Source organism: Pseudomonas sp. 43A, from assembly GCF_013363935.1.
GTDB lineage: Bacteria > Pseudomonadota > Gammaproteobacteria > Pseudomonadales > Pseudomonadaceae > Aquipseudomonas > Aquipseudomonas crudilactis.
Map to the genome: position 1 here is coordinate 4,881,442 of NZ_CP054880.1, position 25,372 is coordinate 4,906,813.

Annotated in this window: 22 protein-coding genes and 1 tRNA gene; 9 read left to right on the forward strand and 14 right to left on the reverse strand. The window is 59.1% G+C overall.

Annotated features, from left to right (window positions below; all coding sequences use genetic code 11):
• The first annotated feature begins 36 nt into the window (after positions 1 to 36).
• A complete protein-coding gene (locus HUW52_RS21435; RefSeq protein ID WP_175555719.1) occupies positions 37 to 1,527 on the forward strand; it encodes an MDR family MFS transporter in 1,491 nt (496 codons plus the stop codon).
• A gap of 117 nt (positions 1,528 to 1,644) precedes the next feature.
• Here HUW52_RS21435 and uvrB read toward each other — a convergent pair whose 3' ends face one another.
• A complete protein-coding gene (gene uvrB / locus HUW52_RS21440) occupies positions 1,645 to 3,660 on the reverse strand; it encodes an excinuclease ABC subunit UvrB (RefSeq protein ID WP_007913411.1) in 2,016 nt (671 codons plus the stop codon).
• A gap of 337 nt (positions 3,661 to 3,997) precedes the next feature.
• Between uvrB and HUW52_RS21445 the strand changes: the two genes are divergently transcribed.
• Positions 3,998 to 5,194 carry an amino acid aminotransferase gene (locus HUW52_RS21445; protein WP_016983542.1) on the forward strand — a complete coding sequence of 399 codons (1,197 nt, stop codon included), beginning with the start codon at positions 3,998 to 4,000 and terminating at the stop codon, positions 5,192 to 5,194.
• Positions 5,195 to 5,418: 224 nt separating this feature from the next.
• Positions 5,419 to 5,619, forward strand: coding sequence for a hypothetical protein (locus HUW52_RS21450; protein ID WP_016983541.1), 201 nt, complete (start codon positions 5,419 to 5,421; stop codon positions 5,617 to 5,619).
• On the opposite strand, the gene HUW52_RS21455 is transcribed toward HUW52_RS21450, so the two are convergent.
• Positions 5,616 to 5,846 carry a hypothetical protein gene (locus HUW52_RS21455; protein ID WP_175554845.1) on the reverse strand — a complete coding sequence of 77 codons (231 nt, stop codon included), beginning with the start codon at positions 5,844 to 5,846 and terminating at the stop codon, positions 5,616 to 5,618. The genes HUW52_RS21450 and HUW52_RS21455 overlap by 4 nt on opposite strands.
• Positions 5,847 to 6,066: 220 nt before the next feature.
• Here HUW52_RS21455 and HUW52_RS21460 point away from each other — a divergent pair.
• Positions 6,067 to 6,142: transfer RNA gene (locus HUW52_RS21460), tRNA-Asn, on the forward strand.
• Between the two features lie 131 nt (positions 6,143 to 6,273).
• Here the strand turns inward: HUW52_RS21460 and HUW52_RS21465 are convergent.
• Positions 6,274 to 7,797 (reverse strand): nucleobase:cation symporter-2 family protein, encoded by a 1,524-nt coding sequence (locus HUW52_RS21465; protein WP_016983539.1) that lies wholly within the window; start codon positions 7,795 to 7,797, stop codon positions 6,274 to 6,276.
• Between the two features lie 254 nt (positions 7,798 to 8,051).
• On the opposite strand from HUW52_RS21465, the gene HUW52_RS21470 reads away from it, so the two are divergent.
• Together HUW52_RS21470 and HUW52_RS21475 are read left to right on the forward strand one after the other, a co-directional pair.
• A complete protein-coding gene (locus HUW52_RS21470) occupies positions 8,052 to 8,336 on the forward strand; it encodes a BrnT family toxin (RefSeq protein WP_175554846.1) in 285 nt (94 codons plus the stop codon).
• A gap of 3 nt (positions 8,337 to 8,339) precedes the next feature.
• Entirely contained in the window at positions 8,340 to 8,666 is a 327-nt protein-coding gene (locus HUW52_RS21475) for a BrnA antitoxin family protein (protein WP_175554847.1), read from the forward strand.
• On the opposite strand, the gene HUW52_RS21480 is transcribed toward HUW52_RS21475, so the two are convergent.
• On the reverse strand, positions 8,663 to 9,496 hold the full coding sequence (locus HUW52_RS21480) for an arylamine N-acetyltransferase (protein WP_016983536.1): 834 nt from the start codon (positions 9,494 to 9,496) through the stop codon (positions 8,663 to 8,665). The two genes, HUW52_RS21475 and HUW52_RS21480, sit on opposite strands and share 4 nt — an antisense overlap.
• Before the next feature lie 101 nt (positions 9,497 to 9,597).
• The gene (gene xth, locus HUW52_RS21485) at positions 9,598 to 10,392 is read right to left on the reverse strand and encodes an exodeoxyribonuclease III (RefSeq protein WP_016983535.1); all 795 of its coding nucleotides are present in this window, start codon (positions 10,390 to 10,392) and stop codon (positions 9,598 to 9,600) included.
• Between the two features lie 129 nt (positions 10,393 to 10,521).
• Here xth and HUW52_RS21490 point away from each other — a divergent pair, with 129 nt between their 5' ends.
• Complete coding sequence (locus tag HUW52_RS21490) at positions 10,522 to 11,097, forward strand: GNAT family N-acetyltransferase (RefSeq protein WP_016983534.1); 576 nt, start codon at positions 10,522 to 10,524, stop codon at positions 11,095 to 11,097.
• A gap of 4 nt (positions 11,098 to 11,101) precedes the next feature.
• Here HUW52_RS21490 and HUW52_RS21495 read toward each other — a convergent pair whose 3' ends face one another.
• From HUW52_RS21495 to HUW52_RS21510, 4 genes are all read right to left on the reverse strand, one after another.
• Positions 11,102 to 12,544, reverse strand: a complete 1,443-nt coding sequence (locus HUW52_RS21495) for a mechanosensitive ion channel family protein (protein ID WP_175554848.1) — start codon at positions 12,542 to 12,544, stop codon at positions 11,102 to 11,104.
• Between the two features lie 222 nt (positions 12,545 to 12,766).
• The gene (gene ycaC / locus HUW52_RS21500; protein ID WP_175554849.1) at positions 12,767 to 13,393 is read right to left on the reverse strand and encodes an isochorismate family cysteine hydrolase YcaC; all 627 of its coding nucleotides are present in this window, start codon (positions 13,391 to 13,393) and stop codon (positions 12,767 to 12,769) included.
• 56 nt (positions 13,394 to 13,449) lie between these two features.
• The gene (locus tag HUW52_RS21505; protein ID WP_175554850.1) at positions 13,450 to 14,133 is read right to left on the reverse strand and encodes an isochorismatase family protein; all 684 of its coding nucleotides are present in this window, start codon (positions 14,131 to 14,133) and stop codon (positions 13,450 to 13,452) included.
• An 86-nt stretch (positions 14,134 to 14,219) separates the two neighbouring features.
• The gene (locus HUW52_RS21510) at positions 14,220 to 15,086 is read right to left on the reverse strand and encodes a pirin family protein (RefSeq protein ID WP_175554851.1); all 867 of its coding nucleotides are present in this window, start codon (positions 15,084 to 15,086) and stop codon (positions 14,220 to 14,222) included.
• A 104-nt stretch (positions 15,087 to 15,190) separates the two neighbouring features.
• Here HUW52_RS21510 and HUW52_RS21515 point away from each other — a divergent pair, with 104 nt between their 5' ends.
• A complete protein-coding gene (locus HUW52_RS21515) occupies positions 15,191 to 16,099 on the forward strand; it encodes a LysR substrate-binding domain-containing protein (RefSeq protein ID WP_175554852.1) in 909 nt (302 codons plus the stop codon).
• A 219-nt stretch (positions 16,100 to 16,318) separates the two neighbouring features.
• Positions 16,319 to 17,122 carry a 2,5-didehydrogluconate reductase DkgB gene (dkgB, locus tag HUW52_RS21520; protein ID WP_175554853.1) on the forward strand — a complete coding sequence of 268 codons (804 nt, stop codon included), beginning with the start codon at positions 16,319 to 16,321 and terminating at the stop codon, positions 17,120 to 17,122.
• A 4-nt stretch (positions 17,123 to 17,126) separates the two neighbouring features.
• Here dkgB and HUW52_RS21525 read toward each other — a convergent pair whose 3' ends face one another.
• The 5 genes from HUW52_RS21525 to mgtA all read right to left on the reverse strand — a co-directional run bounded on the left by HUW52_RS21525 (position 17,127) and on the right by mgtA (position 25,203).
• Positions 17,127 to 20,345, reverse strand: a complete 3,219-nt coding sequence (locus HUW52_RS21525; RefSeq protein ID WP_175554854.1) for a transporter substrate-binding domain-containing protein — start codon at positions 20,343 to 20,345, stop codon at positions 17,127 to 17,129.
• Between the two features lie 9 nt (positions 20,346 to 20,354).
• Positions 20,355 to 20,981, reverse strand: a complete 627-nt coding sequence (locus HUW52_RS21530; protein ID WP_016983528.1) for a response regulator transcription factor — start codon at positions 20,979 to 20,981, stop codon at positions 20,355 to 20,357.
• Positions 20,982 to 21,115: 134 nt separating this feature from the next.
• On the reverse strand, positions 21,116 to 21,538 hold the full coding sequence (locus tag HUW52_RS21535; protein ID WP_016983527.1) for a hypothetical protein: 423 nt from the start codon (positions 21,536 to 21,538) through the stop codon (positions 21,116 to 21,118).
• A gap of 120 nt (positions 21,539 to 21,658) precedes the next feature.
• Positions 21,659 to 22,375: an MgtC/SapB family protein gene (locus HUW52_RS21540; protein WP_007913384.1), complete on the reverse strand. Its 717-nt coding sequence runs from the start codon at positions 22,373 to 22,375 to the stop codon at positions 21,659 to 21,661.
• 128 nt (positions 22,376 to 22,503) lie between these two features.
• Entirely contained in the window at positions 22,504 to 25,203 is a 2,700-nt protein-coding gene (mgtA, locus tag HUW52_RS21545; RefSeq protein WP_175554855.1) for a magnesium-translocating P-type ATPase, read from the reverse strand.
• Positions 25,204 to 25,372 lie beyond the last annotated feature (169 nt).

The window sequence follows — 25,372 nt, forward strand, 5'->3', positions numbered from 1 at the left end:
CCGGTCGGCGAACCGACCCGGCGCGATTGGATCGCAGTGATGAGCGTGATGCTCGGCGCCTTTATGGCGGTGCTCGACATCCAGATCACCAACTCTTCCTTGAAAGATATTCAGGGCGCCTTGTCGGCGACGCTGGAAGAAGGCTCGTGGATTTCCACGTCGTATCTGGTCGCGGAAATCATCATGATCCCGCTGACCGCGTGGCTGGTGCAGTTGCTGTCGGCGCGGCGACTGGCGGTGTGGGTGTCGCTGGGTTTTCTGGTTTCGTCGTTGCTGTGCTCGATGGCCTGGAGCCTGGAGAGCATGATCGTCTTTCGCGCCATGCAGGGTTTTACCGGCGGCGCGCTGATCCCGTTGGCGTTCACCCTGACCCTGATCAAACTCCCCGAACACCACCGCGCCAAAGGCATGGCGATGTTTGCGATGACCGCGACGTTCGCGCCGTCCATCGGCCCGACGCTGGGCGGCTGGCTTACGGAAAACTGGGGTTGGGAATACATCTTCTATATCAACATTCCGCCGGGCCTGATCATGATCGCCGGTTTGATGTACGGGCTGGAGAAGAAGGAAGCGCACTGGGAACTGCTGAAAAGCACCGACTACACCGGCATCCTCACGCTGGGGATTGGCCTCGGTTGCTTGCAGGTGTTTCTGGAAGAAGGCCATCGCAAGGACTGGCTCGAATCAAGCCTGATCGTGACGCTGGGCAGCATTGCGCTGGTGAGCCTGATCACTTTTGTGATCGTGCAGATCTCCAAACCCAATCCGTTGATCAACCTTGGCATTCTGCGCAATCGCAACTTTGGCTTGTCGAGTATTTCCAGCCTGGGAATGGGTGTCGGGTTGTACGGTTCGATTTATTTGTTGCCGTTGTATCTGGCACAGATCCAGAACTACAACGCCCTGCAGATTGGCGAAGTGATCATGTGGATGGGCGTGCCGCAGCTGTTTCTGATTCCGCTAGTGCCCAAGCTGATGAAGTTTGTTTCGCCAAAATGGCTGTGCACGATCGGATTTGGACTGTTCGGGTTGGCGAGTTTTTCGTCCGGTGTGCTCAATCCGGATTTTGCCGGGCCGCAGTTCAATCAGATCCAGATCATTCGGGCGCTGGGGCAGCCGTTGATCATGGTGACCATTTCGCTGATCGCCACGGCGTACATCCTGCCGCAGGACGCGGGGTCGGCGTCGAGTCTGTTCAACATTCTGCGTAATCTTGGCGGTGCGATCGGGATTGCTTTGCTGGCGACGCTGCTGGATGCGCGCACCAAGACTTACTTCGACTATTTGCGCGAGGCGGTGGTGCCGACCAATCCGCAGGTGGCGGAGCGATTGGCGTCGATGACCGATCGGTTTGGCAGTGATACAGCAGCGTTGGGCAAGTTAAGTGAGATCGTCCATCAGCAGGCAGCGATCATGGCTTACAACGATGCGTTTCACTTTGTCGGGATTGCGCTGGGGATCAGCATGCTGGCGATATTGTTGACCAAAAAACTGCCGCAAGGGTTGAAGGCTGGGGAGTCTCATTAAGACCGAGTCGCCGCCATTCGCGAGCAAGCTCGCTCCCACAGGGAATTTGCAAACGACACAATTCCAATGTGGGAGCGAGCTTGCTCGCGAAGAGGCCCGACTAAACACTGCAAATCTTTAGACAGCCAAAAGCCGCTCGCGCAGTTTGGCAATCTCGTCGCGCATCTGCGCCGCCGCTTCAAACTCCAGATCCCGCGCCAACTGATACATCTTCTCTTCCAGAGCACGAATGCGTTTGGTGATTTCGCTCGGCGAGCGCAGTTCGGCTTCGTACTTGGCGTTCTCTTCGGCGGCTTTGGCCATGCCTTTGCGCTTCTTGCTGCGCGAGCCCGGCACGGTGGCGCCTTCCATGATGTCGGCGACGTCCTTGATCACCCCGCGCGGGGTGATGCCGTTTTCCAGGTTGAAAGCGATCTGTTTGTCGCGACGACGCTCGGTCTCGCCAATCGCCCGTTCCATCGAACCGGTCATGCGATCGGCATACAGAATCGCCCGGCCATTGAGGTTCCGCGCCGCGCGGCCAATGGTCTGGATCAGCGAACGTTCGGAACGCAGGAATCCTTCCTTGTCGGCGTCGAGAATCGCCACCAGCGACACTTCCGGCATGTCGAGGCCTTCACGCAGCAGGTTGATCCCGACCAGCACATCAAAGGTGCCAAGGCGCAGGTCGCGGATGATCTCGACTCGTTCAACGGTGTCGATGTCTGAGTGCAAATAACGTACGCGCACGCCGTGGTCAGCAAGGTAATCGGTGAGGTCTTCGGCCATGCGCTTGGTCAGCGTGGTGACCAGCACCCGCTCCTCAACCGCGACACGCTTGCTGATTTCCGAGAGCAAGTCATCGACCTGAGTCAGCGCCGGACGTACTTCAACCTGCGGATCGACCAGACCGGTCGGCCGCACCACTTGCTCGACCACGCGCCCGGCGTGCTCGGCTTCGTAGTTACCCGGCGTCGCCGAAACGAAAATGGTCTGCGGGCTGACCCCTTCCCACTCGTCAAAACGCATCGGCCGGTTATCCAGCGCCGACGGCAGGCGGAAACCGTATTCGACGAGGGTTTCCTTACGCGAACGGTCGCCCTTATACATCGCGCCGACCTGCGGCACGCTGACGTGGGATTCGTCGATCACCAGCAAGGCATCGGCCGGCAGGTAATCGTAAAGGGTCGGCGGTGCAGCGCCGGCCGGACGCCCGGACAGATAGCGCGAATAGTTTTCGATGCCGTTGCAGTAGCCCAACTCGAGAATCATTTCCAGGTCGAAACGGGTGCGCTGCTCAAGGCGCTGGGCTTCCACCAGTTTGTTGTTGCTGCGCAGGTATTCGAGGCGTTCCTGCAATTCGACCTTGATGTGTTCGATAGCGTCGAGCAGGGTTTCCCGTGGCGTCACATAGTGGCTCTTCGGGTAGAAGGTGAAGCGCGGCATCTTGCGGATGACTTCGCCGGTCAGCGGGTCGAATGCGGAAATGCTTTCGACTTCGTCATCGAACAGCTCGATGCGGATCGCTTCCAGATCGGATTCCGCCGGATAGATGTCGATCACATCGCCGCGTACCCGGAACGTCGCACGGGCAAAATCCATGTCGTTGCGGGTGTATTGCAAATCGGCCAGACGCCGTAGCAGCGCGCGCTGATCGAGCTTGTCGCCGCGATCAACGTGCAGCACCATCTTCAAATAGGTTTCCGGGCTACCCAGACCGTAAATACACGACACCGTGGTGACGATGATCGCGTCCTTGCGCTCCAGCAGCGCTTTGGTCGCGGACAGGCGCATCTGCTCAATGTGGTCGTTGATCGACGCGTCCTTCTCGATGAAGGTGTCGGACGACGGCACATAGGCTTCGGGCTGGTAGTAGTCGTAGTAGGAAACGAAGTATTCGACGGCGTTGTTCGGGAAGAACGCCTTGAACTCGCCGTACAGCTGCGCGGCGAGGGTTTTGTTCGGCGCCAACACTAACGTCGGCCGTTGAATCTGCGAGATGACATTAGCGATGCTGAAGGTCTTGCCCGAGCCGGTCACACCGAGCAGCGTCTGGTGCGCCAGCCCGGCTTCGATGCCCTCGACCAATTGGCGAATGGCTTCCGGCTGATCGCCGGCGGGCTCGAAGCGGGTGACGAGCTGGAATTCGGACATAAACACCTCTGGAATCGCGGCATTCCGAGCAAAGCGGAGCACCACGGGGACGACCGCAAACGACCGGTGTCGCGCAAGAAAAAACCTGGATTGTGCTCAATGTGGTGGCGATTGCCTGACCTTTCAAGGCAAACGTCCTACATCCGGTAAAGACTCTGACACGCGCAGTCGACTAACGGTCAAGAAATAATCGGAAAAACTTACCCGAAAAGCCGAATCGCCTGTCGCCATTGTTCAGTAATGGCCTCTATACTAGCTCCCCGTTTGTGCACCGCTCTAGTGCATCCGGCTGGAGCGCGACACGTCCCTCCATTCTCCATTCAGAGCCGCCGCAATAATGAGCCTGTTCTCCGCTGTCGAAATGGCACCCCGCGATCCAATCCTGGGCCTCAACGAAGCATTCAACGCCGATACCCGGACCACCAAGGTCAACCTGGGCGTGGGTGTTTACTGCAACGAAGAGGGGCGAATTCCACTTCTGCGCGCCGTGATCGAAGCCGAAACCGTTCGCGCTGCTCAACACGCTTCGCGCGGTTACCTGCCGATCGATGGCATCGCTGCCTACGACCAGGCCGTGCAAAAGCTGCTGTTCGGCAACGACTCGCCGCTGATCAGCGCCGGTCGCGTCATCACCACTCAGGCTGTCGGCGGGACCGGCGCACTGAAAATCGGTGCCGACTTCCTCAAGCAACTGCTACCGAACGCTGTTGTAGCGATCAGCGACCCGAGCTGGGAAAACCACCGCGCGCTGTTCGAAACCGCCGGTTTCCCGGTGCAGAACTACCGCTACTACGACGCCGCCACCCACGACGTTAACCGTGCCGGCATGCTCGAAGACCTCAACGCCCTGCCGAACGGCTCGATCGTTATCCTCCACGCGTGCTGCCACAACCCGACCGGCGTCGACCTGACCCCGGCGGACTGGAACAACGTGCTGGAAGTGGTCAAGGCCAAAGGTCACGTGCCGTTCCTCGACATGGCTTACCAGGGATTCGGCGACGGTATCGACGAAGACGCCGCTGCCGTGCGCCTGTTCGCTGAATCCGGCCTGACCTTCTTCGTCTCGAGCTCGTTCTCCAAGTCGTTCTCGCTGTACGGCGAGCGCGTTGGTGCGCTGTCGATCATCAGCGAATCGAAAGAAGAAAGCGCGCGCGTGCTGTCGCAGGTCAAACGCGTGATCCGCACCAACTACTCCAACCCGCCAACACACGGTGCGAGCATCGTGGCTGCAGTGTTGAACAGCCCGGAACTGCGCGCGCAGTGGGAAGCCGAGCTGGCTGAAATGCGTCTGCGCATTCGTGGCATGCGTACGCAGATGGTCGATCTGCTGGCAGAGAAAGCCCCGGGTCGCGACTTCAGCTTCGTCGGTCGTCAGCGCGGCATGTTCTCCTACTCGGGTCTGACCACTGAGCAAGTGCATCGCCTGCGTAACGAGTTCGGCATTTACGCACTGGACACCGGCCGGATCTGCGTGGCTGCGCTGAACCAGAGCAACATCACGGCTGTGACGGATGCGATTGTTCAGGTCATCTGATAACGCTGCGTGATGAAAAACGGGAAGCCTTGGGGCTTCCCGTTTTTTATTGTCACGAAACAATCCCTATCCCCTCTAAACTGCACACATGTCCAAATGTGGGAGCGAGCTTGCTCGCGAAAGCGATCTGTCATTCAACATCGTTGTCGACTGACATGACGCCTTCGCGAGCAAGCTCGCTCCCACAGGTGATGAGTACATTCCAGAATTTTGTGAGATCAGATATGAAAAACGACAACCTGCGCGCCGACCGTGACGATCTGGATGATTTCATCCCCCGCGCATCGGCCAAACGCGAAAAAAGCCTGGTGCTGCAAGTCGCGGCCGGGGTCTTCCTTGGCGGCCTCGCCCTGTGGCTGGTGCAACTGGCCGCCACTGCGGCTTACGCCAAACTGATGCTGGGTACCATTACCTTCGGCAGTTAAGCCAGTTCGCTCGCGCGCTGAGTGGCGGCATCGTCATAAGCGACGTAAAGCGATTCGGCGATCTGGCCTTTGATCGCTTTGGTGCTTTCCAGACCGAGGACAAATCCTTCGGCCTTGCCACCGGCACGATTCAGCTCTTCAGCTGTGCTGGCCTGAGTGATCGCATCGAAGAGTTTTTCGGCGTGTGGGCCGACGCCCTTGGGCAGGCTGATTTGCGCGATGCTCATGCGAACACCTCGCTGTTGCGGGATAAATGGTTCATGACGCGGACCTTTTTCGGCGAATGGCCGGCAGCGCGTGTGACCACTTCCGGGCGGCCATGGTAGACCTCTGCTGCGGTTCTGGTAACCGCCAATCGCTGACAAAACGCCGTTCGTCCCGATGATTCACTTAATTTTGGAACCGGCGCTTGACTTCTCTTTTTGAATCAGTAACATACGCACCAATTCCGCAATAGCTCAGTTGGTAGAGCAAATGACTGTTAATCATTGGGTCCCTGGTTCGAGTCCAGGTTGTGGAGCCAAATAGCAAAGCCCCTGAATCGAAAGATTCAGGGGCTTTTTTGTGGGCGCTCGAAAAGGTCAAAAGATCTTGAAATGAAAAAGGGCCGATCTGTGCTTACCAGATCGGCCCTTTTCTATTCAGGCACAGCCGTCAGACATGCTCGCTGCTTTTCACCTGCACCTTCGGCGCACCGTGCCCATGGTCGTGATCATCCGGCTCGATGACCGGCACTTCCTTGCCATCGCAGTCATGCAGTTTGCCGTCGCTGAAGTAATCGCCTTCGCGCAGCGCATCCAGATCGCGATAACGCAAAGTCCGCTCTTCCGCCGCCGCAAACACCGATTGCTGATCCGAGTTACCGGCAGTGAAGTGGTTGAACGCCAGGTTGAGCAGAATCGCCATGATCGCCGACGAGCTGATGCCCGAGTGGAAAATGGTCGCGAACCAGCTTGGGAAGTGATCGTAGAAGTTCGGTGCGGCAATCGGGATCATGCCGAAACCGATCGAGGTGGCGACGATGATCAGGTTGACGTTGTTGCGGTAATCAACCTTGGACAGCGTACGGATGCCGCTCGCTGCCACGGTGCCGAACAGCACGATACCGGCGCCACCGAGCACCGAAGTCGGCACTGCCGCAATGACCCGGCCCATGAATGGCAGCAGGCCGAGGATGACCAGGAAGATACCGCCCGTAGCGACCACGTAACGGCTCTTGATCCCGGTGACCGCCACCAGCCCGACGTTCTGGGCGAAAGCGCTCTGGGTGAACGAACCGAAAATCGGCGCAAACATGCTCGACAGCATGTCCGCCCGCAGGCCATTGCCCAGACGTTTGGAATCGACCTTGGTGCCGATGATTTCACCGACCGCCAGAATGTCCGCCGAAGTTTCCACCAGCGTCACCATGACCACGATGCACATCGACAGGATCGCGGCGAAGTGGAAAGTCGGCATGCCGAAATGGAACGGCGTCGGGAAGCCAAACATCGGTCCGGTGGTGACGCTGGAGAAATCCGCCATGCCGAGGAACACCGCCAGCACCGTGCCGATCACCATGGCCAACAGAATCGACAGACGCGAGATGGTCGAGCTACCGACCTTGCTCAGCAGCAATACCAGCACCAGCGTCACCGCCGCCAGACCGATGTTCTGCATGCTGCCGAAGTCCGGCGCGTGGCTGTTGCCACCCATCGCCCAGCGCGCGGCCACCGGCATCAGCGTCAGGCCGATGGTGGTGATCACGATGCCGGTGACCAGCGGCGGGAAGAACTTGGTGATGCGCGAGAACACCGGTGTGATCAATAAGCCTATCAAGGACGCCGCAATCACTGCTCCCAGCACCGACTGGAAGCCGCCCTCCCCGCCACTGCTGACGATCGCGACCATGGTCGCTACGCCGGAGAACGACACGCCCTGTACCAGCGGCAACTGACAGCCAAAAAACGGCAGACCCAGGGTTTGCAGCAGCGTCGCCAGCCCCCCCGCAAACAATGAAGCAGCAATCAGCAAACCAATGTCCGCCGGCGACAAGCCGGCCGCCTGGCCGATGATCAGTGGCACCGCAACGATACCGCCGTACATGGTCAGAACATGTTGCAGGCCGTAAGCCATATTCGCGCCGACCCCGAGATTTTCGTCCTCGGGCCGTTGGTGTGAAACATGGGGCGTTTTCATGGTGGGGGGTTCCCTGGTTTTTGTTATGCGCACACTGTATTCAATACTCGTGACAAATGTCCATAGAGTTGTATACAACTTGTCAGTCACAAAATGGATAGGTAGCCACCCAACCTTCTATCCCGCCGGTCCCATCCCCCACAAATCCGGCAACACATCCCTTCCTGCACCTGCCCGCGTGCGCACTAGGCTGAATTGTTCATGGCGACCGACGGCACCGTCGCGCTCTTTTTTATACATATAAAGTATGCATAATGAAGTCATTCGAAATTCAGTACGACAAAAGCAAGAACGCAGCCAACAAACTCAAGCACAAAGGCGTCAGCCTCGCCGAGACCGGGCCGGTCTTTGACGACGAACGAGCACTGACGATCGAGGACAACGACCATGACGAACAGCGCTGGATGACTATTGGCCTCAACGGCAAAGGGCGCTTGTTGGTCGTTGCTTACAGTGACCGGGATGCGAATGTCGTTCGAATCATTTCTGCACGTGTCGCCACACCCAGCGAACGTAGCGCTTATTTTCTGGAGGCTTGATCGATGCAAGACGAATATGACTTTTCTCAGGGCAAACGCGGCGCAGTGGCGTCAAACAAAGGCAAAACCCGCATCACCATCATGCTCGACGACGCCGTCATCGAAGCGGCGCGTACGGTCGCGGAGAACGAAGGGTTCGGTTATCAGACGGTGATCAATAACACCCTGCGTCATGCCCTGCTCGATGCCGTTGCCAAACCGGAACAAGCCGAATCGAGCGGGCAATTCAAGAAAGGCATCACCGCCGCAGACCTCAAGAGTCTCGAGAAAAAACTGTCGGCAGCGGTCGGGGAGATCCGCCGAGTGCTGGAGCCCGACGCCAAACCCTAAACGGAATTCGGTACGATCATCCGCGCCAGAGCTTGCCGTATGTGGGGCAGATCCGGCAGGTGCAGAGCAAACTCGCGCGCCAGCAATTCAATCAGCTCATCGACCTGCGTTACCTCGCGTCGCTCACTGTTGGCGCCCATGCGATGAACAGCGAAACTGCCGTTGTTCAGGGTCTTGCGCCAGCCATTACCCGTGCGCGCGACCATCAGACGCTGGGTGAACGGCGACTCTGGATGCGTCGAGACATACCAGTTGCCAATGGTGTAATCGATGTCTTCCTGGCGTTGCAGGTCAAACAGGTACATCGGCCGCCATTCACCCGTTACGTTGGCACGCAGCATGTAGCCGTCGGCCTGCTTTTCAATGCGATAAGGTTCGTGAGGGGTCGCTTGCTCGGTCTCGGTGTCGAGGAGCAGCGGCGCGGTCGGGACCATGCCACCGAAGCCGACATCGCTGATGTAACGCACGTCGTCGATGGTCACCAGACTCAAACGGTGCGTGCGTGCCGTCCAGCTGCCTTCCGGCTGATTCATCACCACCCGCCCGCTGATGGCCCGAGCGTCGAAACCCAATTCCAGCAACAAGGCAAAGAACAGGTTATTCAGCTCATAGCAGTAGCCACCGCGCCCACCGAGCAGGACTTTTTCCTCGATGGACGGCAGATCGATCAACACCGGAGCCCCGGTAATCGTCGCCAGGTTCTCGAAAGGAAACACGCCGGTATGGCGCAATTGCAGGAGACGCAAGGTCTCAAGTGTCGGTGCTGGTGGCGTTTCGAAACCGAGGCGTTGCAGGTACAGCTTCAGATTCGTCAGGCGTGGCTCGCTCATTGCTAGGTCCTTATGCATGGGGCCGCAGGTCACTGCGTTGATGAGCGCCATGTATACGGGATCGGGCACTGGTTTCAACAATTGATTTCGCCAATCGCCCGCTAGCGTTTCTTGCGTGAGCCGATACGAATCCACGTTGGCGCATGGTCACTGGCGTGGGGTTCGTTGCGCACCCAGGCGTCTACCCCGGCTTCCTGCAAGTACGGGCTCAGCGCCGGGTTGAGCAATAGATGATCGATGCGCAAACCGGAGTTGGTTTGCCAATGCTGCCGGAAGTAATCCCAAAACGTATAGAGCCGATCCGCGGGATACAGATGCCGCAGCGAATCGGTCCAGCCCTGATCGAGCAAGCGCTGATAACACTCGCGGCTCTGCGGTTGCAGCAACGCATCCTTGAGCCAGGAACGAGTGTTGTAGATGTCCATGTCGGTGGGCACGACGTTGTAGTCACCCGCCAGCACCACCGGGTGATCGCTGCTTTGCAGGTCTTTCGCATAGCTGATCAATCGTTCAAACCAGGCCAGTTTGTAATCGAATTTTGGCCCAGGCTGCGGATTGCCGTTGGGCAGATACAGGCAGCCGACCAGTACGCCGTGCACCGCTGCCTCCAGATAACGACTGTGCTTGTCATCCGGATCGCCCGGCAGACCGCGCCGGCTCTCCAGTGGCTGCGCATCGCGGGCGAGAATCGCCACGCCGTTCCACGAAGCTTGACCCTGCCAGATCGCGCCGTAACCAGCGGCTTCCAGTTCGGCGGCGGGGAACGCCGTGTCGACGGATTTGAGTTCTTGCAGGCAGGCAATGTCCGGCTGTTCGCGCTTGAGCCAGTCCAGCAGGTTTGGCAAGCGTGCGCGCAGGCCATTGACGTTGTAGGTGGCGATCCGCAGGTTTTTCATCGGCTGAGGCTCCTGCCCATGGGCTGTAAAAAATCTGACCCTGCAATCATCGCGGCGGTTGCATCGGATCCGCCCGGTACGGCGTAATAGGCGCTCGCCTTTCGCCCGCACTGCCGAGACCGGAATCCCATGCCAACCACGCTGCAAGGTCAGCGCATCCTCTTGCGCCCGCTTCAGTATGCCGACGCCGCTGCCCTGCTCCATGCCGCCGCCGACGGCGAGCTGTGGAATCTCACCGTCACCGTGGTGCCGTCGGCCAGCACCGTCGACAACTACCTGAAAAAAGCGCTCGATGGCCGTGACGCCGGCACGGTAATGCCATTTGTCATCGTATTGAAAGACACTGGCGAAGTGATCGGTTCAACACGTTTCTGGAAGATCGACCCGCTCAATCGCAAGCTGGAAATCGGCAGCAGCTGGATCTCCGCGAGTTGGCAGAAATCCTTCGTCAACACCGAAGCCAAGTACCTGATGCTGTGTCACGCCTTCGACGTGCTCGATTGTGTGCGCGTACAGTTCACCACCGACGAGAACAACCAGAAGTCACGCAACGCGATCCTGCGTCTTGGTGCGCAGCAGGAAGGCATCGTCCGGCATGAGCGGATCATGCCGGACGGGCGCAAGCGCAATTCGGTCCGTTTCAGCATCATCGACGACGAGTGGCCACAGGTGCGCTTGCATCTGGAACAGAAACTCGGCGCCTGACCCTTCAGGCGCGATTGCGCAGCCACTGCAGAAAGCCTCTTTTCGGTACCACCGCCGGCGCTTCCTCGGTCAGGGACTGCGCCTTGTGCAAGCGGTAATCGAGCAGCGTCTGCATCGCGTCGTGGATGTCATGACGCGCATCGAGGCACGGCTTGAGGTAGGATTTTTCGATGCGGTACAGCACGCAGAAGGTCTTCGCCGAAAAGTCCGCCGGCAACGAGGAATCGGACAGAATCCCCGCCTCGCCAATCACTTCCCCCGGCCCCATGCGCCCGGATTCGAACGGCGTACCGTGGCGTTTCAACGTCACCGAAACCACGCCGGACTCGATAATGAACAGGTGATCGCTGACCTCGCCGCCCGCGAGAATGACTTCACCGGCGCGGAAGGTTTGCTGGCTCATGTTCTGACTGAAGGTGTCTTTTTCCTCCTGACGCAGGGTGGAGAAGATTGGCGAACTGTCGAGCAGCGCCCGAGGCCGCGACAGGTTGGTCGGCGCAGTGCTTTCATCGCTCGACAACAGATTGACCCCGGACGCCTGCAAGTGCCGATACGCCAGGTCAAACAGTTGATTGCGCACCACGCGCTTCTCACCCATCGACGCCACGAACCCGCTGATTTCGTATTCCGCACCGCTGCTGCCGGAGCTTTTCAGTGCGACGCTCGGTGCAGGTGTGTCGAGCAATTGCCGGCAGCCCTGCATCGCCCGCTCCAGTGCCTCAATCACCGAACTGGGCCGCGCATGCGGGCTGACCTGCACGCTGACCGCGACGCCAAACATATTGCTCGGCCGACTGAAGTTGATGATCTTGGCCTTGGCCGCCAGCGAGTTGGGGATCACCGCCATGCTGCCCTGACTGGTTTGCAGGCGCGTGGCGCGCCAATCGATATCGGTGACCCGGCCTTCGGTGCCGTCGATGGAAATCCAGTCATCCAGTTGATACGGCTTGGTGGTGTTGAGGACGATCCCGGAAAACACGTCGCTGAGCGTGCTCTGCAAGGCCAGACCAACGATAATCGCCAGGGCGCCGGAGGTGGCGAGCACGCCTTTGACCGGCAGATCCAGCACATAGGCCAGCGCAGCAATGATCGCGATAAGGAAAATCACCGCGCCGAGCAGATCCTGCAACAGCCGCCCGGTGTGGCCGACCCGTTGCATCATCACCGCACCGATCAACACCGTCAGGGTGCGCGCGCCGAACAGCCACCAGCCAATCTGCAACCCGGTCGCCGCCAGGTGCAGCGGCACATTGTCGGCCCACGGCGCCGGCTCCATCGGGTTGAGGCCTTCGTTGAACAGCAGCACGCTGAACAGCGTGAAAATCAGCACCCGCACCAGCAGTTTCCACTCGCTGCCATGGGAACTGATCAGACGCCACAGACCGAGATCGAGAAGGATCAGGATCAACGCGCAGAACAACGGATGTTCGGTGAGCAGAGACAGCATCAAACAACTCCGACGGGGGCCAATCGCGAGAAGATCGCACAGATTGAGCAAGTGTAGGAGCAATTGATTTCAGAGGATGAACCACCCCGCAAAAACACCATAAACCCCATGTGGGAGCGAGCTTGCTCGCGAAGGCGTCGTGTCAGTCAATACGTCTTTGACTGATCCACCGCTTTCGCGAACAAGCTCGCTCCCACAAGGGAGATTGAAGTGTGACCCAGGTTACTTACCGTTAGTCAGGCTGTTGTAGCTGGTGAACAGGTTGCGGTAGTCCGGGATGTGGTTGGAGAACAGCGTGCCCAACCCTTCGATGTCGTTGCGCCAGTCGCGATGCAGTTCGCAGGCCAGACCGAACCAGGTCATCAATTGCGCGCCGGCCGAGGACATGCGATTCCACGCCGATTCGCGGGTCAGTTCGTTGAACGTGCCCGAGGCATCGGTGACCACGAACACATCAAAACCTTCCTCTATCGCCGACAGTGCCGGGAATGCCACGCAGACCTCGGTCACCACGCCAGCAATGATCAACTGCTTCTTGCCAGTCGCCTTGATCGCCTTGACGAAATCTTCGTTGTCCCAGGCGTTGATCTGCCCCGGACGGGCGATGTATGGCGCCTCAGGAAACAACGCTTTCAGCTCTGGCACCAGTGGGCCGTTGGGGCCGGTTTCGAAACTGGTGGTGAGGATCGTCGGCAGTTTGAAGTACTTGGCCAGATCGGCCAGCGCCAGCACGTTGTTCTTGAATTTGTCCGGTTCAATGTCACGCACCAGCGACAGCAGCCCGGCCTGATGGTCGACCAGCAGTACCGCAGCGTTGTTCTTGTCCAGACGTTTGTATTGAGTGGTCATTGCAGTAATCCTCGCGTGTTGTCTGAGCCGACGTCGGGTCGGCGTGGATGAAACAATCAGCGCTGGGAATCCAGCACTTCGTGTTCGTTCGCGACTTGCTGAGCCTTGAGGTAGCTCTCGATCAGCAATTGATAATGCGGCATGGCCTGGGCGTAGACGGCCGCCCACTGCTCGGCATCGGGACGGTTCCACGAGCCTTGCAGCTCGGAAAGCGTAGCCATGATGTCGATCGGCACCACCCCGGCCTGGGCCAAACGGGCAACTGTCAGATCAGTGGCCAGTTTCGAGTGATTGCCGGACGCGTCGACCACGGCGAACACCTTGTAGCCTTCGTGCACGGCGGCGATCGACGGGAACGCCAGGCAAACGCTGGTCAAGGTGCCAGCGATCACCAGGGTTTTCTTGCCGGTGGCTTTCACGGCGGCGTGAAACTCCGGGTTGTCCCAGGCATTGATCTCGCCTTTGCGCGCCACGTATTGCGCATGCGGTGCGGCTTCGTGAATCTCCGGAATCAACGGCCCGTTCGGCCCTTGCGGCACGGAGGCGGTGGTGATCACCGGCATCTTCAACAAGGTCGCGGCCTTGGCCAGTGCGATGGCGTTGGCGCGCAGTTGCGGCACGTCCATGTCCTTGACGATCTGGAACAGACCGCTCTGGTGGTCGATCAACAACATGGCCGCGTCGTTGGCATCGATGGTCGGTTTCTGGCCGTCGAAGTTCGCTGCATTGACAGTGTTCATGTGCGTGTCCTCTTTTCTATAGGCAACAGCCATCCCTGGCCTGCGAACCGGCCTACGCGTCCTGTGTAGAGCGGAGTGGTTGTGCGTTAAGCGTGCATCTGGCCGAAGCGGCCGGACTGGAAGTCGGCGAACGCCTGGTGAATTTCCTGCTCGGTGTTCATCACGAACGGGCCGTGGCCGACGATCGGTTCGTCGATCGGCTCGCCGCTGAGCAGCAACACCACCGCGTCCTGGCTGGCTTCGAGCGTCAACTGATGGCCGTCACGTTCGAACAGCGCCAACTGCCCTTCGCGCACCGATTCCACACCGTTGACCTGCACCGAGCCTTTCAACACCACCAACGCGGTATTGCGGCCTTCGTGCAGATCCAGCGTCAGCAACTTGCCGGCGTTGAGGCGCAGATCCCACACGTCGATCGGTGTGAAGGTGCGCGACGGACCGGTGTGGCCATCGAACTCACCGGCGATCAGCCGAAGGCTGCCCGCGTTGTCCTTGAGCGCGATGCTCGGGATGTCGCTGTCGAGAATGGTCTGATAGCCCGGCGCGGCCATTTTGTCCTTGGCCGGCAGGTTGACCCACAGCTGGACCATTTCCAGTTTGCCGCCGGTCTTGGCGAAGTTTTCCGAGTGGAACTCCTCGTGGAGGATCCCGGAAGCGGCGGTCATCCATTGCACATCGCCCGGGCCGATGATGCCGCCGCTGCCGGTCGAGTCGCGGTGCTGCACTTCGCCTTCATACACGATAGTCACGGTTTCGAAACCACGGTGCGGATGCTGACCAACGCCACGGCGTTCGGTGGTCGGGGTGAAATCGGCAGGGCCGGCGTGATCGAGCAGCAGGAATGGGCTGATGTGCTTGCCCAGGTTGTCGTAGGAAAACAGCGTGCGAACCGGGAAACCATCGCCGACCCAATGGCCGCGCGGGCTGGTGTAGATACCGATGATATTTTTCATGGTCGTCTCCAATAGGGTGAGTGATGCGATGGATCAAGCTTAAATCCATGACCATTAATGCACTAGACTGCAAAAATCAGCCTTAGCGTTCTATATGGAGAACGATGGTGGAAGACCTCAACACCCTCTACTACTTCACCCAAGTAGTCGAACATCATGGTTTCGCTGCCGCCGGGCGGGCGCTGGACATGCCCAAATCAAAGCTCAGCCGACGGATTTCCGAACTGGAAGAACGCCTCGGCGTGCGCCTGCTGCACCGCACCAGTCGCCACTGTTCATTGACCGAAATCGGTCAAGCCTACTACCAGCGCTGCCTTGCGATGCGCGTCGAGGCCGAAAGCGCCGCCGAGCTGATCGAGCGCAATCGTTCCGAACCACAAGGCCTGGTGCGCCTGAGTTGCCCGACGGCGCTGCTCAATTCGTGGGTCGGGCCGATGCTCACGCGCTATATGCTCAAGTACCCGCTGGTGGAGTTGTTCATCGAGAGCACCAACCGCCGGGTCGATTTGATTCACGAAGGATTCGACATTGCGCTGCGAGTGCGTTTTCCGCCACTGGAGAACACCGACATGGTCATGAAAGTGCTCGGCAACAGTACGCAATCAGTGGTCGGCAGCCCGCAGTTTGTCGAACGCCTGTCGTCACCGCCCTCGCCTGCGGATCTCAACGGACTGCCGAGCCTGCACTGGGGCGCGGCGCAGCGTGAGTATCAGTGGGAGTTGCTGGGGCCGAATGACAACACGGCGCTGATCCGCCATACGCCACGGCTGGTCACTGATGATCTGATCGCCTTGCGTCAGGCAGTGATTGCCGGGGTCGGCGTGGCGCACTTGCCGAGTGTGGTGGTGCGTGAGGACATTGCCGCCGGACGCGTGGTCGAGTTGATTCCCGGTTGGGCACCGAAGTGCGGGGTGGTGCATGCGATCTTTCCGTCGCGGCGCGGGTTGCTGCCGTCGGTGCGTACCTTGATCGATTTTCTCGGCGAAGAGTTTGCGCACAGCGATATTGCCTGAATTGGTGGTGCGCCCTTCGCGAGCAAAGCTCGCTCCCACAAGAGCACGCATTCCAATGTGGGAGCGAGCTTGCTCGCGAAGAGGCCAGCCCGGACAACACAAATCCTGGAAATGATTCATGACTTCTGATCAACAGTGCTTTGTCCCGTCAGCGGTTTTTCTCAACCATCCGGATGCGGATACTCCTGGCCATTCCCACTGCAACCCCTGGAGTCTTTCATGTCTGTTCCCGCTTTCGGTCTTGGTACATTTCGTCTGCAAGGCCAGGTGGTCATCGATTCGGTGAACAACGCCTTGGAGCTCGGCTACCGGGTCATCGACACCGCGCAGATCTACGAAAACGAAGCCGATGTCGGTGTGGCCATTGCGGCCAGCGGCATCCCCCGCGATGAGCTGTTCATCACCAGCAAGATCTGGATTGCCAACTTCGCCAGGGAGCGTCTGATCGCCAGTCTCAAAGAGAGCCTGGAGAAGCTGCAGACCGATTACCTCGACCTGACGCTCATCCACTGGCCATCGCCGGACGACCAAGTGCCGGTCGAAGAATTCATGGGCGCATTGCTGGAAGCCAAGCGTCTGGGCCTGACCCGGCAGATCGGCATTTCGAACTTCACCATCGACCTGATGAAACAGGCCATTGCGGCCGTCGGCGCCGAAAACATCGCGACCCACCAGATCGAGTTGCATCCGTACCTGCAAAACCGCCAAGTGGTCGAGTTCGCCCGCAGCCAGGGTATTCACATCACCTCGTACATGACCCTCGCTTACGGCGAAGTACTGAAGGACCCGCTGATCCAGCAGATCGCCGAGCGCCTGCAGGCCACCCCGGCGCAAGTCACTCTTGCCTGGGCGATGCAATCGGGTTATGCGGTTATTCCGTCATCGACCAAGCGCGCCAACCTGCTCAGCAACCTCGGCGCCACCGCAATCACGCTGAGCGATACCGACATGATGCACATCGCCACGCTCGATCGTGGCTATCGCCTGACCAGTCCAACAGGCATTGCGCCACAGTGGGATTGAACCGTTAAGTCTCAAGACGTTGCGCGAGGCCGTGCATGGCATCGCGCAACGTCTTGATCGCCATGACGACCGCCACGGCTTCGGTCGCACGGCAAGCCTCTTCCAGATCCGTGCACGCGGACACCAGCCGCGCCGCGCCGACCATTTGCGCGCCCCCCTTGATGTGATGGGCCAACTCGCGCAGCCCGGAGCGGTCTTGTTCATGGTTCATCTGGTCGAGTTGTTGCAGATCGTTGTGCAGGCTGTTCAATACTTCTTCACGCAGGCGTTGGATCATCGAATGGTCATTGCCAGCCATCTGCTCCAGCGTACTCAGATCGAGCTCCTTCAGGGCGACCTCCTCGACCGACTGAACTTCACTGTCACAATGGCTGGCCCCCTTCAAGGCCTGCTGCAGATCGTGCAAGCGAATCGGTTTGAACAGGCACTCATCCATACCGGCATCGAGGCAGCGAAGCTTCTCCTCCACTTGCGCGTTGGCGGTAAACCCGAGGATCAGGCAAGGTGCCCGAGCGCGCTGCGCTTCCTCATCACGAATGGCCCGCGCGAGCGCGTAGCCGTTACGCCGCGGCATGTTGCAGTCGGTGATCACCACATCGAACGCCTGTGCCCGCCACCGCTCCAGCCCGGCATGACCGTCCTCGGTGTCAACCGTGCGATGCCCCAGTTCACTCAACTGCCAGCACAACAACAAACGATTGACCGGATGATCGTCCACCACCAGAACACTGAGTGAATGCCCAACCGTCTCCAGTACTTGCGGGGAGGCCGGAACGTGTGACAACGCCTGCAGCAGAGGCATCTGGAGTCTGATTTCAACCCGAGTCCCGAGACCCGGTTCACTGTCGAGCCGCAATTCGCCGCCCATCATTTCGCACAGGCTGCGACTGATCACCAGGCCCAGACCGGAACCGCTGCGCGCCGATCGAACGTTATTGCTCGCCTGCACGAACGGACTGAACAGCCGTTGCCGGTCCTCATTGCTGATCCCGATCCCGCTGTCTTCGATGAGCACTTTCACCGCCAGTCGCTCGGCTGACGTTGGCGTCACAACCAGCCACAGACTCACTTCGCCTTCTTCGGTGAACTTGATCGCGTTGCTCAGCAGGTTTGACAGCACCTGCTTGAAGCGCGTCGGATCAATCAATATGTCGACGTCGCTATGGGCATCCAGTTCGATGTGCCACAGCAAGCGTTTCTGCCGTGCCAGCCCCTCGAACACCCGACACACCGACACCACCAGTTCACGCAGATTGGCCCGTTCGGGAGCGAGGGACAAATGGCCAGTCTCGATACGCGCGATGTCGAGAATGTCACCGATCAATGCCAACAACTGTTGGCCGGCGTTGGAGGCTACCTGAATCGCCAATCGATCGGTGACACCTTCCTCTGCCCGTTTCAAGGCCAGCTCGAGCATGCCGATAAGGGCGTTCATCGGGGTACGAATTTCATGGCTCATGGTTGCCAGAAACGTGGTCTTGGCCCGGTTGGCATCGTCCGCTGCGTCCTTGGCTTGCTGCAATTGCCGTAACCACTGCTGACGCTGGCGGATCTGCCAGCGCTGAAAACCGATCCACGCCAGCGCCAGTATCAGCAAGCCTGCCGCACCGGCAAAACCAAAGACAATCTCACGGCGATGCCGCAACCAATAGCTGTCATCCACCACCACGTCATGGCTCCAGCGTTCGACCAGTTCGTCCATCTGTTGCGGGGCGATGCTCAACAGCGCCTTGTTCAGGATCGAATGCAACGTCGATGCTTGCGGCGCAGTGGCCAGCGCGATACGGGCCGGTTGGTCGCCGATGGTACTGGCGATGCGCAGACGATCACGGTAATGACGCGAGATCAGAAAGCGCGCGACCAGCAAAGAGCTGACCGTGGCGTCGACCTGCCCCTTGGCAATCATTTCCATGCCCTCGGCGGGACTTCTGACGTCGACAATGCGTAAGCGCGCGACGCGTTCCTGCAGATAACCACGCAATGGATGGCCGCGATAAATCGCCAAGCGTTTGCCCTGCAGATCGTCGAGACTGCGCACACCCTGCGTCGTTGCCGCACTGACCAGCACAAACGGATTATTCAGATAGGCACGGGTAAATTGCAGTTCGTTTTCGCGCTCACTGCTGGGCGTTACCACGGGCAACAGATCCAGTTCCCCGGCCTTCAATTGCTCGATCTGACGATCCAGCGAGTTCCCTCGGACAATCTCGAAATTCAACCCGCTACGCTGGCTGATCAAGGCCAGCAGTTGCGCTGAAAGCCCACTGAAACGGCCATCCGCGTCAAAGAACGTCAGAGGAGCGAAGTCTTCAATGCCGCCGACCCGTATCACTGGATGCTGATCTCGCCATTGCCGCTCGACGGCACTGAGTTGCACCCGTGATTGTTCCGCCATCTCGGCGAGGCCGGCACTCCAGCGCTGTTCGATGCGCTGCCGATGCTCCATGGGGATGACTGCCAACGCCTTGTCAACGATACGCTTGAGGCGCACCTGGCTACGCAGCAGCGCAAAACCGAACGGATTGGCGTCGAGCCCGGCCGGCCCGGTCAACTGCAGATCGTTACGATAATTGGTGTTGATCAAGTAGTTGGCACTGATGAAGTCGCCCAGGTAAACGTCATCTGTGCCAAACGCCACGGCGCCGAGTGCATCCATCGCCGACGGGTAGCGCTGCACGTTGGCTTCGGGATAGAACGCCTGCACACTCGCCAACGGCAGATAATCCTCGACCATGGCCACGCGCTTGCCCGCAAGATCCACCGGCAAGGTTTCTTCGAGTCGGGTCACCAGCATCGGCTGATCTTCGGCGTAGGCCCGGGACAAAATGAACGCAGGATCAGCAAGCTCAAAACTGTTCGAAGTGCCCAGCAGCTCCACTTCACCGTGTTTGAGCGCGGCCATGGCCGCATCCCGGTTGGCGTAGCGTTGTACCTGTATTCGCACGTTGAGCAATTGCGCGATCAGATCCGCGTAATCAGCCGTCAGCCCTTCCAGCTCATGCCGATTGCGCGTCACCTCGAACGGCGGATAGTCGGGCCCTGAAATACCGACGCGCAAGAGTGGGTGCTCCTGCAGCCATTGACGATCCTGTTCATCCAGTCGTATCTGGATATTTTCCGGGCGGGTCCGGCTCAGCACTTCCAGCATCACTGGCGCGTCGTTTGCTCCTGCCGATGCGCCGAGGGTCATCAACAGCGCGAAAACGACCCGACGCAGCTCCATGGCCGATCCTCAAATCAAACTGTTACGTTGGGCAAATTCGCGTAGCATCACCAGTGACAAAATTCCCAGCTTGATCATCAGGCGGGTCTTGTAGGTGCTGACGGTTTTGTGGCTCAGGTGCATGTCCTGGGCAATGGTCTTGTTGGCTTTGCCTTGTGCCAGTTGCAGCAAAATGGCCAGCTCACGATCGGAAAGCTGATCGATCATCTGCTTTTCCGATAGCTGGATAGCGTTCAAAGTACTGGTGCTTTCAGGCAGCGCGCTGAAATAGCTGTAGCCCGCCATCAGCGCCTGGATCGCCTTGTGCAGCTGCTGCAATTGATTGCTTTTGGTCACATAAGCCATGGCTCCGGCGCGCAGGCAGCGTTCCTGATAGATCTCCGGCGCATGCAGTGAGAACACCAGTATTCGGCAGGCCGGGAAGTTGGCTTTGATGCGCACGATCACATCCAGGCCACTGAGCCCCGGTAAATTGAGATCCAGCACCACCAGCTGTGGCGAGTGCTCACGGATCATTTCCAGCACTTGCTCGCCAGTGGAAACCTCATGTATCTGTTTGAAGCTTTCGGCCTGCAACACGATTTTAACGGCGGCGCGCACCACCGGATGATCCTCGACGATCAGCGCTGACCTCATGTCCACTCCCGGTGCAAAATCTGACGACGGACCACTGGCACAGGCTCACGCGGACTCAGTGGCTGCGCTGGGACTGTTACACGTAACGGGAAGTGAATCACCTGTCAGACCTGACAGTTGCGCCCAGTGTCTTTCTATGCATAAGCCAGACGCCGCACCGCCTCATCCTGCTCCGACCGAGGTCCGTCGACCCACGCCATCAAATGCATGATCGCCTGTGCATTGGGCAATGCCGCATGACTGATCTGCAGGTTGCCTTGGGCAAAGCCCTCGGCCATCTGTATCGTTTTCGACGGCACTTTGTAGACCAACGCATGACGCACCTGCGGGTTATCGAGCAGGAATTCCGGCAGATCCAGCGCGCCGCCCGCCAGTTCGGCGTTGATGACTACCACATCGAACGGTTCGCAACCGTAGTCCACCAGTGTCAACAGCTCGGCGAGGCTCTGCACCGGTGCAACACGGTAGTAATCGAGCTCGTTGAACAACCGCTCGATTTTCATCCGGTAAAAGTGTTGCGTGTCGGCGATGAGGATACGCAGGGCTTTATTGATCATGCTCAATCTCTTGGCAGCCAGGTTTTCGGGTGCGGCAAGACTACGCAACCTGATCGGCAGCTTCTGTAGGACTTTTCCGAAAAAATTGGCCCTTCGCCTGCGCGTCAGCACGGTTGCCACTCATTCGGTGGTACTCGGACTCCAGAACGCCTGCACCACCAGCGCCGACGTCGAGATCCGTGCCACCAGAGCATCCAGTTCATCACCATCCACCGAAGTGGTCGCCAGGGTGGCTTCGATCTCGATTTCATCGGCACCGAAGGCATGGACGTCGACATCACTGGCCGGGTAATTGCTGCGCTCAAGCTCGGCTTCGAGCAAAGCGAACACGGCGGTTTGCTGTGAACGTCGAGCGATGACGTAGACAATGTTGGTGACTTCCGCCGAGACCACATCCAAAGGCTGACGGTTGATGTTGTTGACGATCGGCCGCAGCAAGGTGTTGGCGGCCAGAATGAACAGTGTGCCGAGCACGGCTTCGGCGAGCAGATCAGCACCCGCGCAAGCGCCGACTGCGGCGGAGGTCCACAGAGTCGCGGCGGTATTGAGGCCACGTACGTTGCCTTCTTCTCGCATGATCACGCCGGCGCCAAGAAAGCCGATGCCGGAGACCACGTAGGCAACCACGCGCACCGCGCCTTCAGCACCGGCGAGACGGTTGGCCATGTCGACAAAAATCGCCGCGCCGACGGCGACCAGGACGTTGGTGCGCAGGCCGGCGGTGCGTTGCCGGTACTGGCGCTCGAAGCCGATCAGGCCACCGAGGATGAATGCAGCGCTAAGGCTGACGAGGGTGTCGAGCAGCGAATCGAGGTTGAGGTTGTTGATGGCTTGCATAGTCTTGTCCTTGAAAACACCCAAATCCCCTGTAGGAGTGAGCCTGCTCGCGATAGCGGTGTGTCAGTCGCTGAAATTTTGACTGACAGATTGCTATCGCGAGCAGGCTCACTCCTACAGGGGCAGCATTACTGCCAGCCGAAGCGGCGGATGTAGAAACCTTTCACTGCCTGGGTCAGCGCCATGTACGCCAGCAGAATCACCGGCAGGAACACGAAGTACAGCGACGGCAGCGCCTGCAATTTGAAGTAGTGCGCCAGCGGCCCCATCGGCAGGAAGATGCCGACCGCCATGATGATTCCGGTCATCACCAGCAGCGGCATGGCGGCGCGGCTTTGCAGGAACGGAATCTTCGGCGTACGGATCATGTGCACGATCAGCGTCTGGGTCAGTAGCCCGACCACGAACCAGCCGGACTGGAACAGCGTCTGGTGATCCGGGGTGTTGGCGTCAAACACGTACCACATCAAGGCGAACGTGGTGATGTCAAAGATCGAACTGATCGGGCCGAAGAACAGCATGAAGCGCCCGACGTCGCCCGGCTGCCAGCGTTGTGGTTTCTTCAGCATTTCCTCATCGACGTTATCGAATGGAATCGCAATCTGCGAAATGTCGTAGAGCAGGTTCTGCACCAGCAGGTGCATCGGCAGCATCGGCAGGAACGGAATGAACGCACTGGCGACCAGCACCGAGAACACGTTGCCGAAGTTGGAACTGGCGGTCATCTTGATGTACTTGAGCATGTTGGCGAAGGTGCGACGCCCTTCGAGCACGCCCTCCTCCAATACCATCAGACTCTTTTCGAGGAGGATGATGTCCGCCGCTTCCTTGGCGATGTCCACCGCGCTGTCCACGGAAATTCCAATGTCGGCGGTGCGCAGCGCGGGTGCGTCGTTGATGCCGTCACCCATGAACCCGACCACATGGCCGTTGCCTTTGAGGATGCGCACGATGCGCTCCTTGTGCGACGGCGTCAGTTTGGCGAACACGTTGGTCTTCTCCACGGCCACCGCCAGTTCGGCATCGCTCATGCGCTCGACGTCGTTGCCCAGCAGCAGACCTTGTTGCGCGAGACCCACTTCGCGGCAGATCTTCGCGGTCACAAGTTCGTTGTCGCCGGTCAGCACTTTCACCGCTACGCCATGTTCGGCCAAGGCTTTGAGCGCCGGCGCGGTGCTTTCCTTCGGTGGATCGAGGAACGCCACGTAACCGATCAGCGTCAGTTCCTGTTCATCGGCCAGGCTGTAAATCTCACGACCTTCAGGCATCGAGCGAGCGGCTACCGCCACTACGCGCAAGCCTTCAGCGTTGAATGCTGCGGTGACCTGACGAATCCGGGTCAGCAATTCATCGCTCAAGGCTTCATCGACCTCGCCGTGACGCACGCGGCTGCACACCGCCAAGACTTCTTCCACCGCGCCTTTGCAGATCAGTTGATGTGGCTGGCCACGCCCTTCGACCACCACCGACATGCGCCGACGATTGAAGTCGAACGGGATCTCATCGACCTTGCGAAATGCCGTGCCGACTTTCAGTTCGCGGTGGACTTCCACGTGTTCCAGCACCGCGACGTCGAGCAGGTTTTTCAGGCCGGTCTGGTAGTAGCTGTTGAGGTAAGCCATTTCCAGCACGTCATCGGAGTCTTCACCCCAGACGTCGACATTGCGCGCCAGGAAGATCTTGTCCTGAGTCAGCGTGCCGGTCTTGTCGGTGCACAGCACGTCCATGGCGCCAAAGTTCTGGATCGCATCAAGACGTTTGACGATGACTTTTTTGCGCGACAGAAACACCGCACCTTTGGCCAGCGTCGAGGTGACGATCATCGGCAACATTTCCGGGGTCAGGCCGACGGCAATCGACAGCGCGAACAGCAGTGCTTCGGTCCAGTCACCCTTGGTGAAGCCGTTGATGAACAGTACCAGCGGCGCCATCACGAACATGAAACGGATCAACAGCCAGCTGACTTTGTTGACGCCTTGCTGGAACGACGTCACTGCGCGATCAGTCGCGCCGACACGCTGAGCCAGCGCACCAAAATAGGTGCTATTGCCGGTGGTCAGGATCACCGCCACCGCTGTGCCGGACACGACGTTGGTGCCCATGAACAGGATGTTTTCCAGCTCCAGCGGATTGCGCGTATCGCGATCAGCCTGACGTGGAAACTTCTCGACCGGCATCGATTCACCGGTCATCGCCGCCTGGCTGACGAACAGGTCCTTGGCGCTGAGCACCCGGCAATCAGCAGGAATCATGTCACCGGCCGAGAGCACGATGAGATCGCCCGGCACCAGTTGCTTGATCGGCAATTCGCTGCGCGGCGCGTCACGGCGCATTACCGTGGCGGTGTTGCTGACCATGGCTTTCAGTGCATCAGCGGCCTGGTTGGATTTGCTTTCCTGCCAGAAGCGCAGCAGCGTCGACAGCACCACCATGGAGAAAATCACCACGGCGGCCTTGAGGTCTTCAGTCAGCCACGAGATCACCGCCAACAGGGTCAACAGCAGGTTGAACGGGTTTTTGTAGCAGTGCCACAGGTGAGTCCACCATGGCAGCGGCTGCTCGTGCTCGACCTCGTTGAGGCCGTACTGCGCACGCAGCGCATCGACTTCGAAATCGGTCAGGCCATCGGAATGCGTGCCGAGTGACGACAGTAAACCCGCGGTGTCGCAATGCGCGGCATCGACCAGGGTGTTGGCCAAAGTGGGTGGGACTTCACGGCTGACCGTGGTGTCGTTGATCGACTCCAGCAGCGCCAGGCGACGGAAGTGCCGGGCGATGTGGCGGGTCCGCAGAAAACCTGCGAAAAATTCCTTGAGCGTAAGTTTCATGGCTGTTGCCCCTATGGTCAGCCGGGAAACCGTCAAGCAGGTACGGCCGCGCCTCGTCCGCCGGAAAAACCGGCACGGTAAGGCCTGGCGCGCCGGTCAGGAAAGACAGGCGTGTCGATAGGGCTGCGATCACAACAATAAAGTCGCAATCACGCTCTGTTCAGCGTCG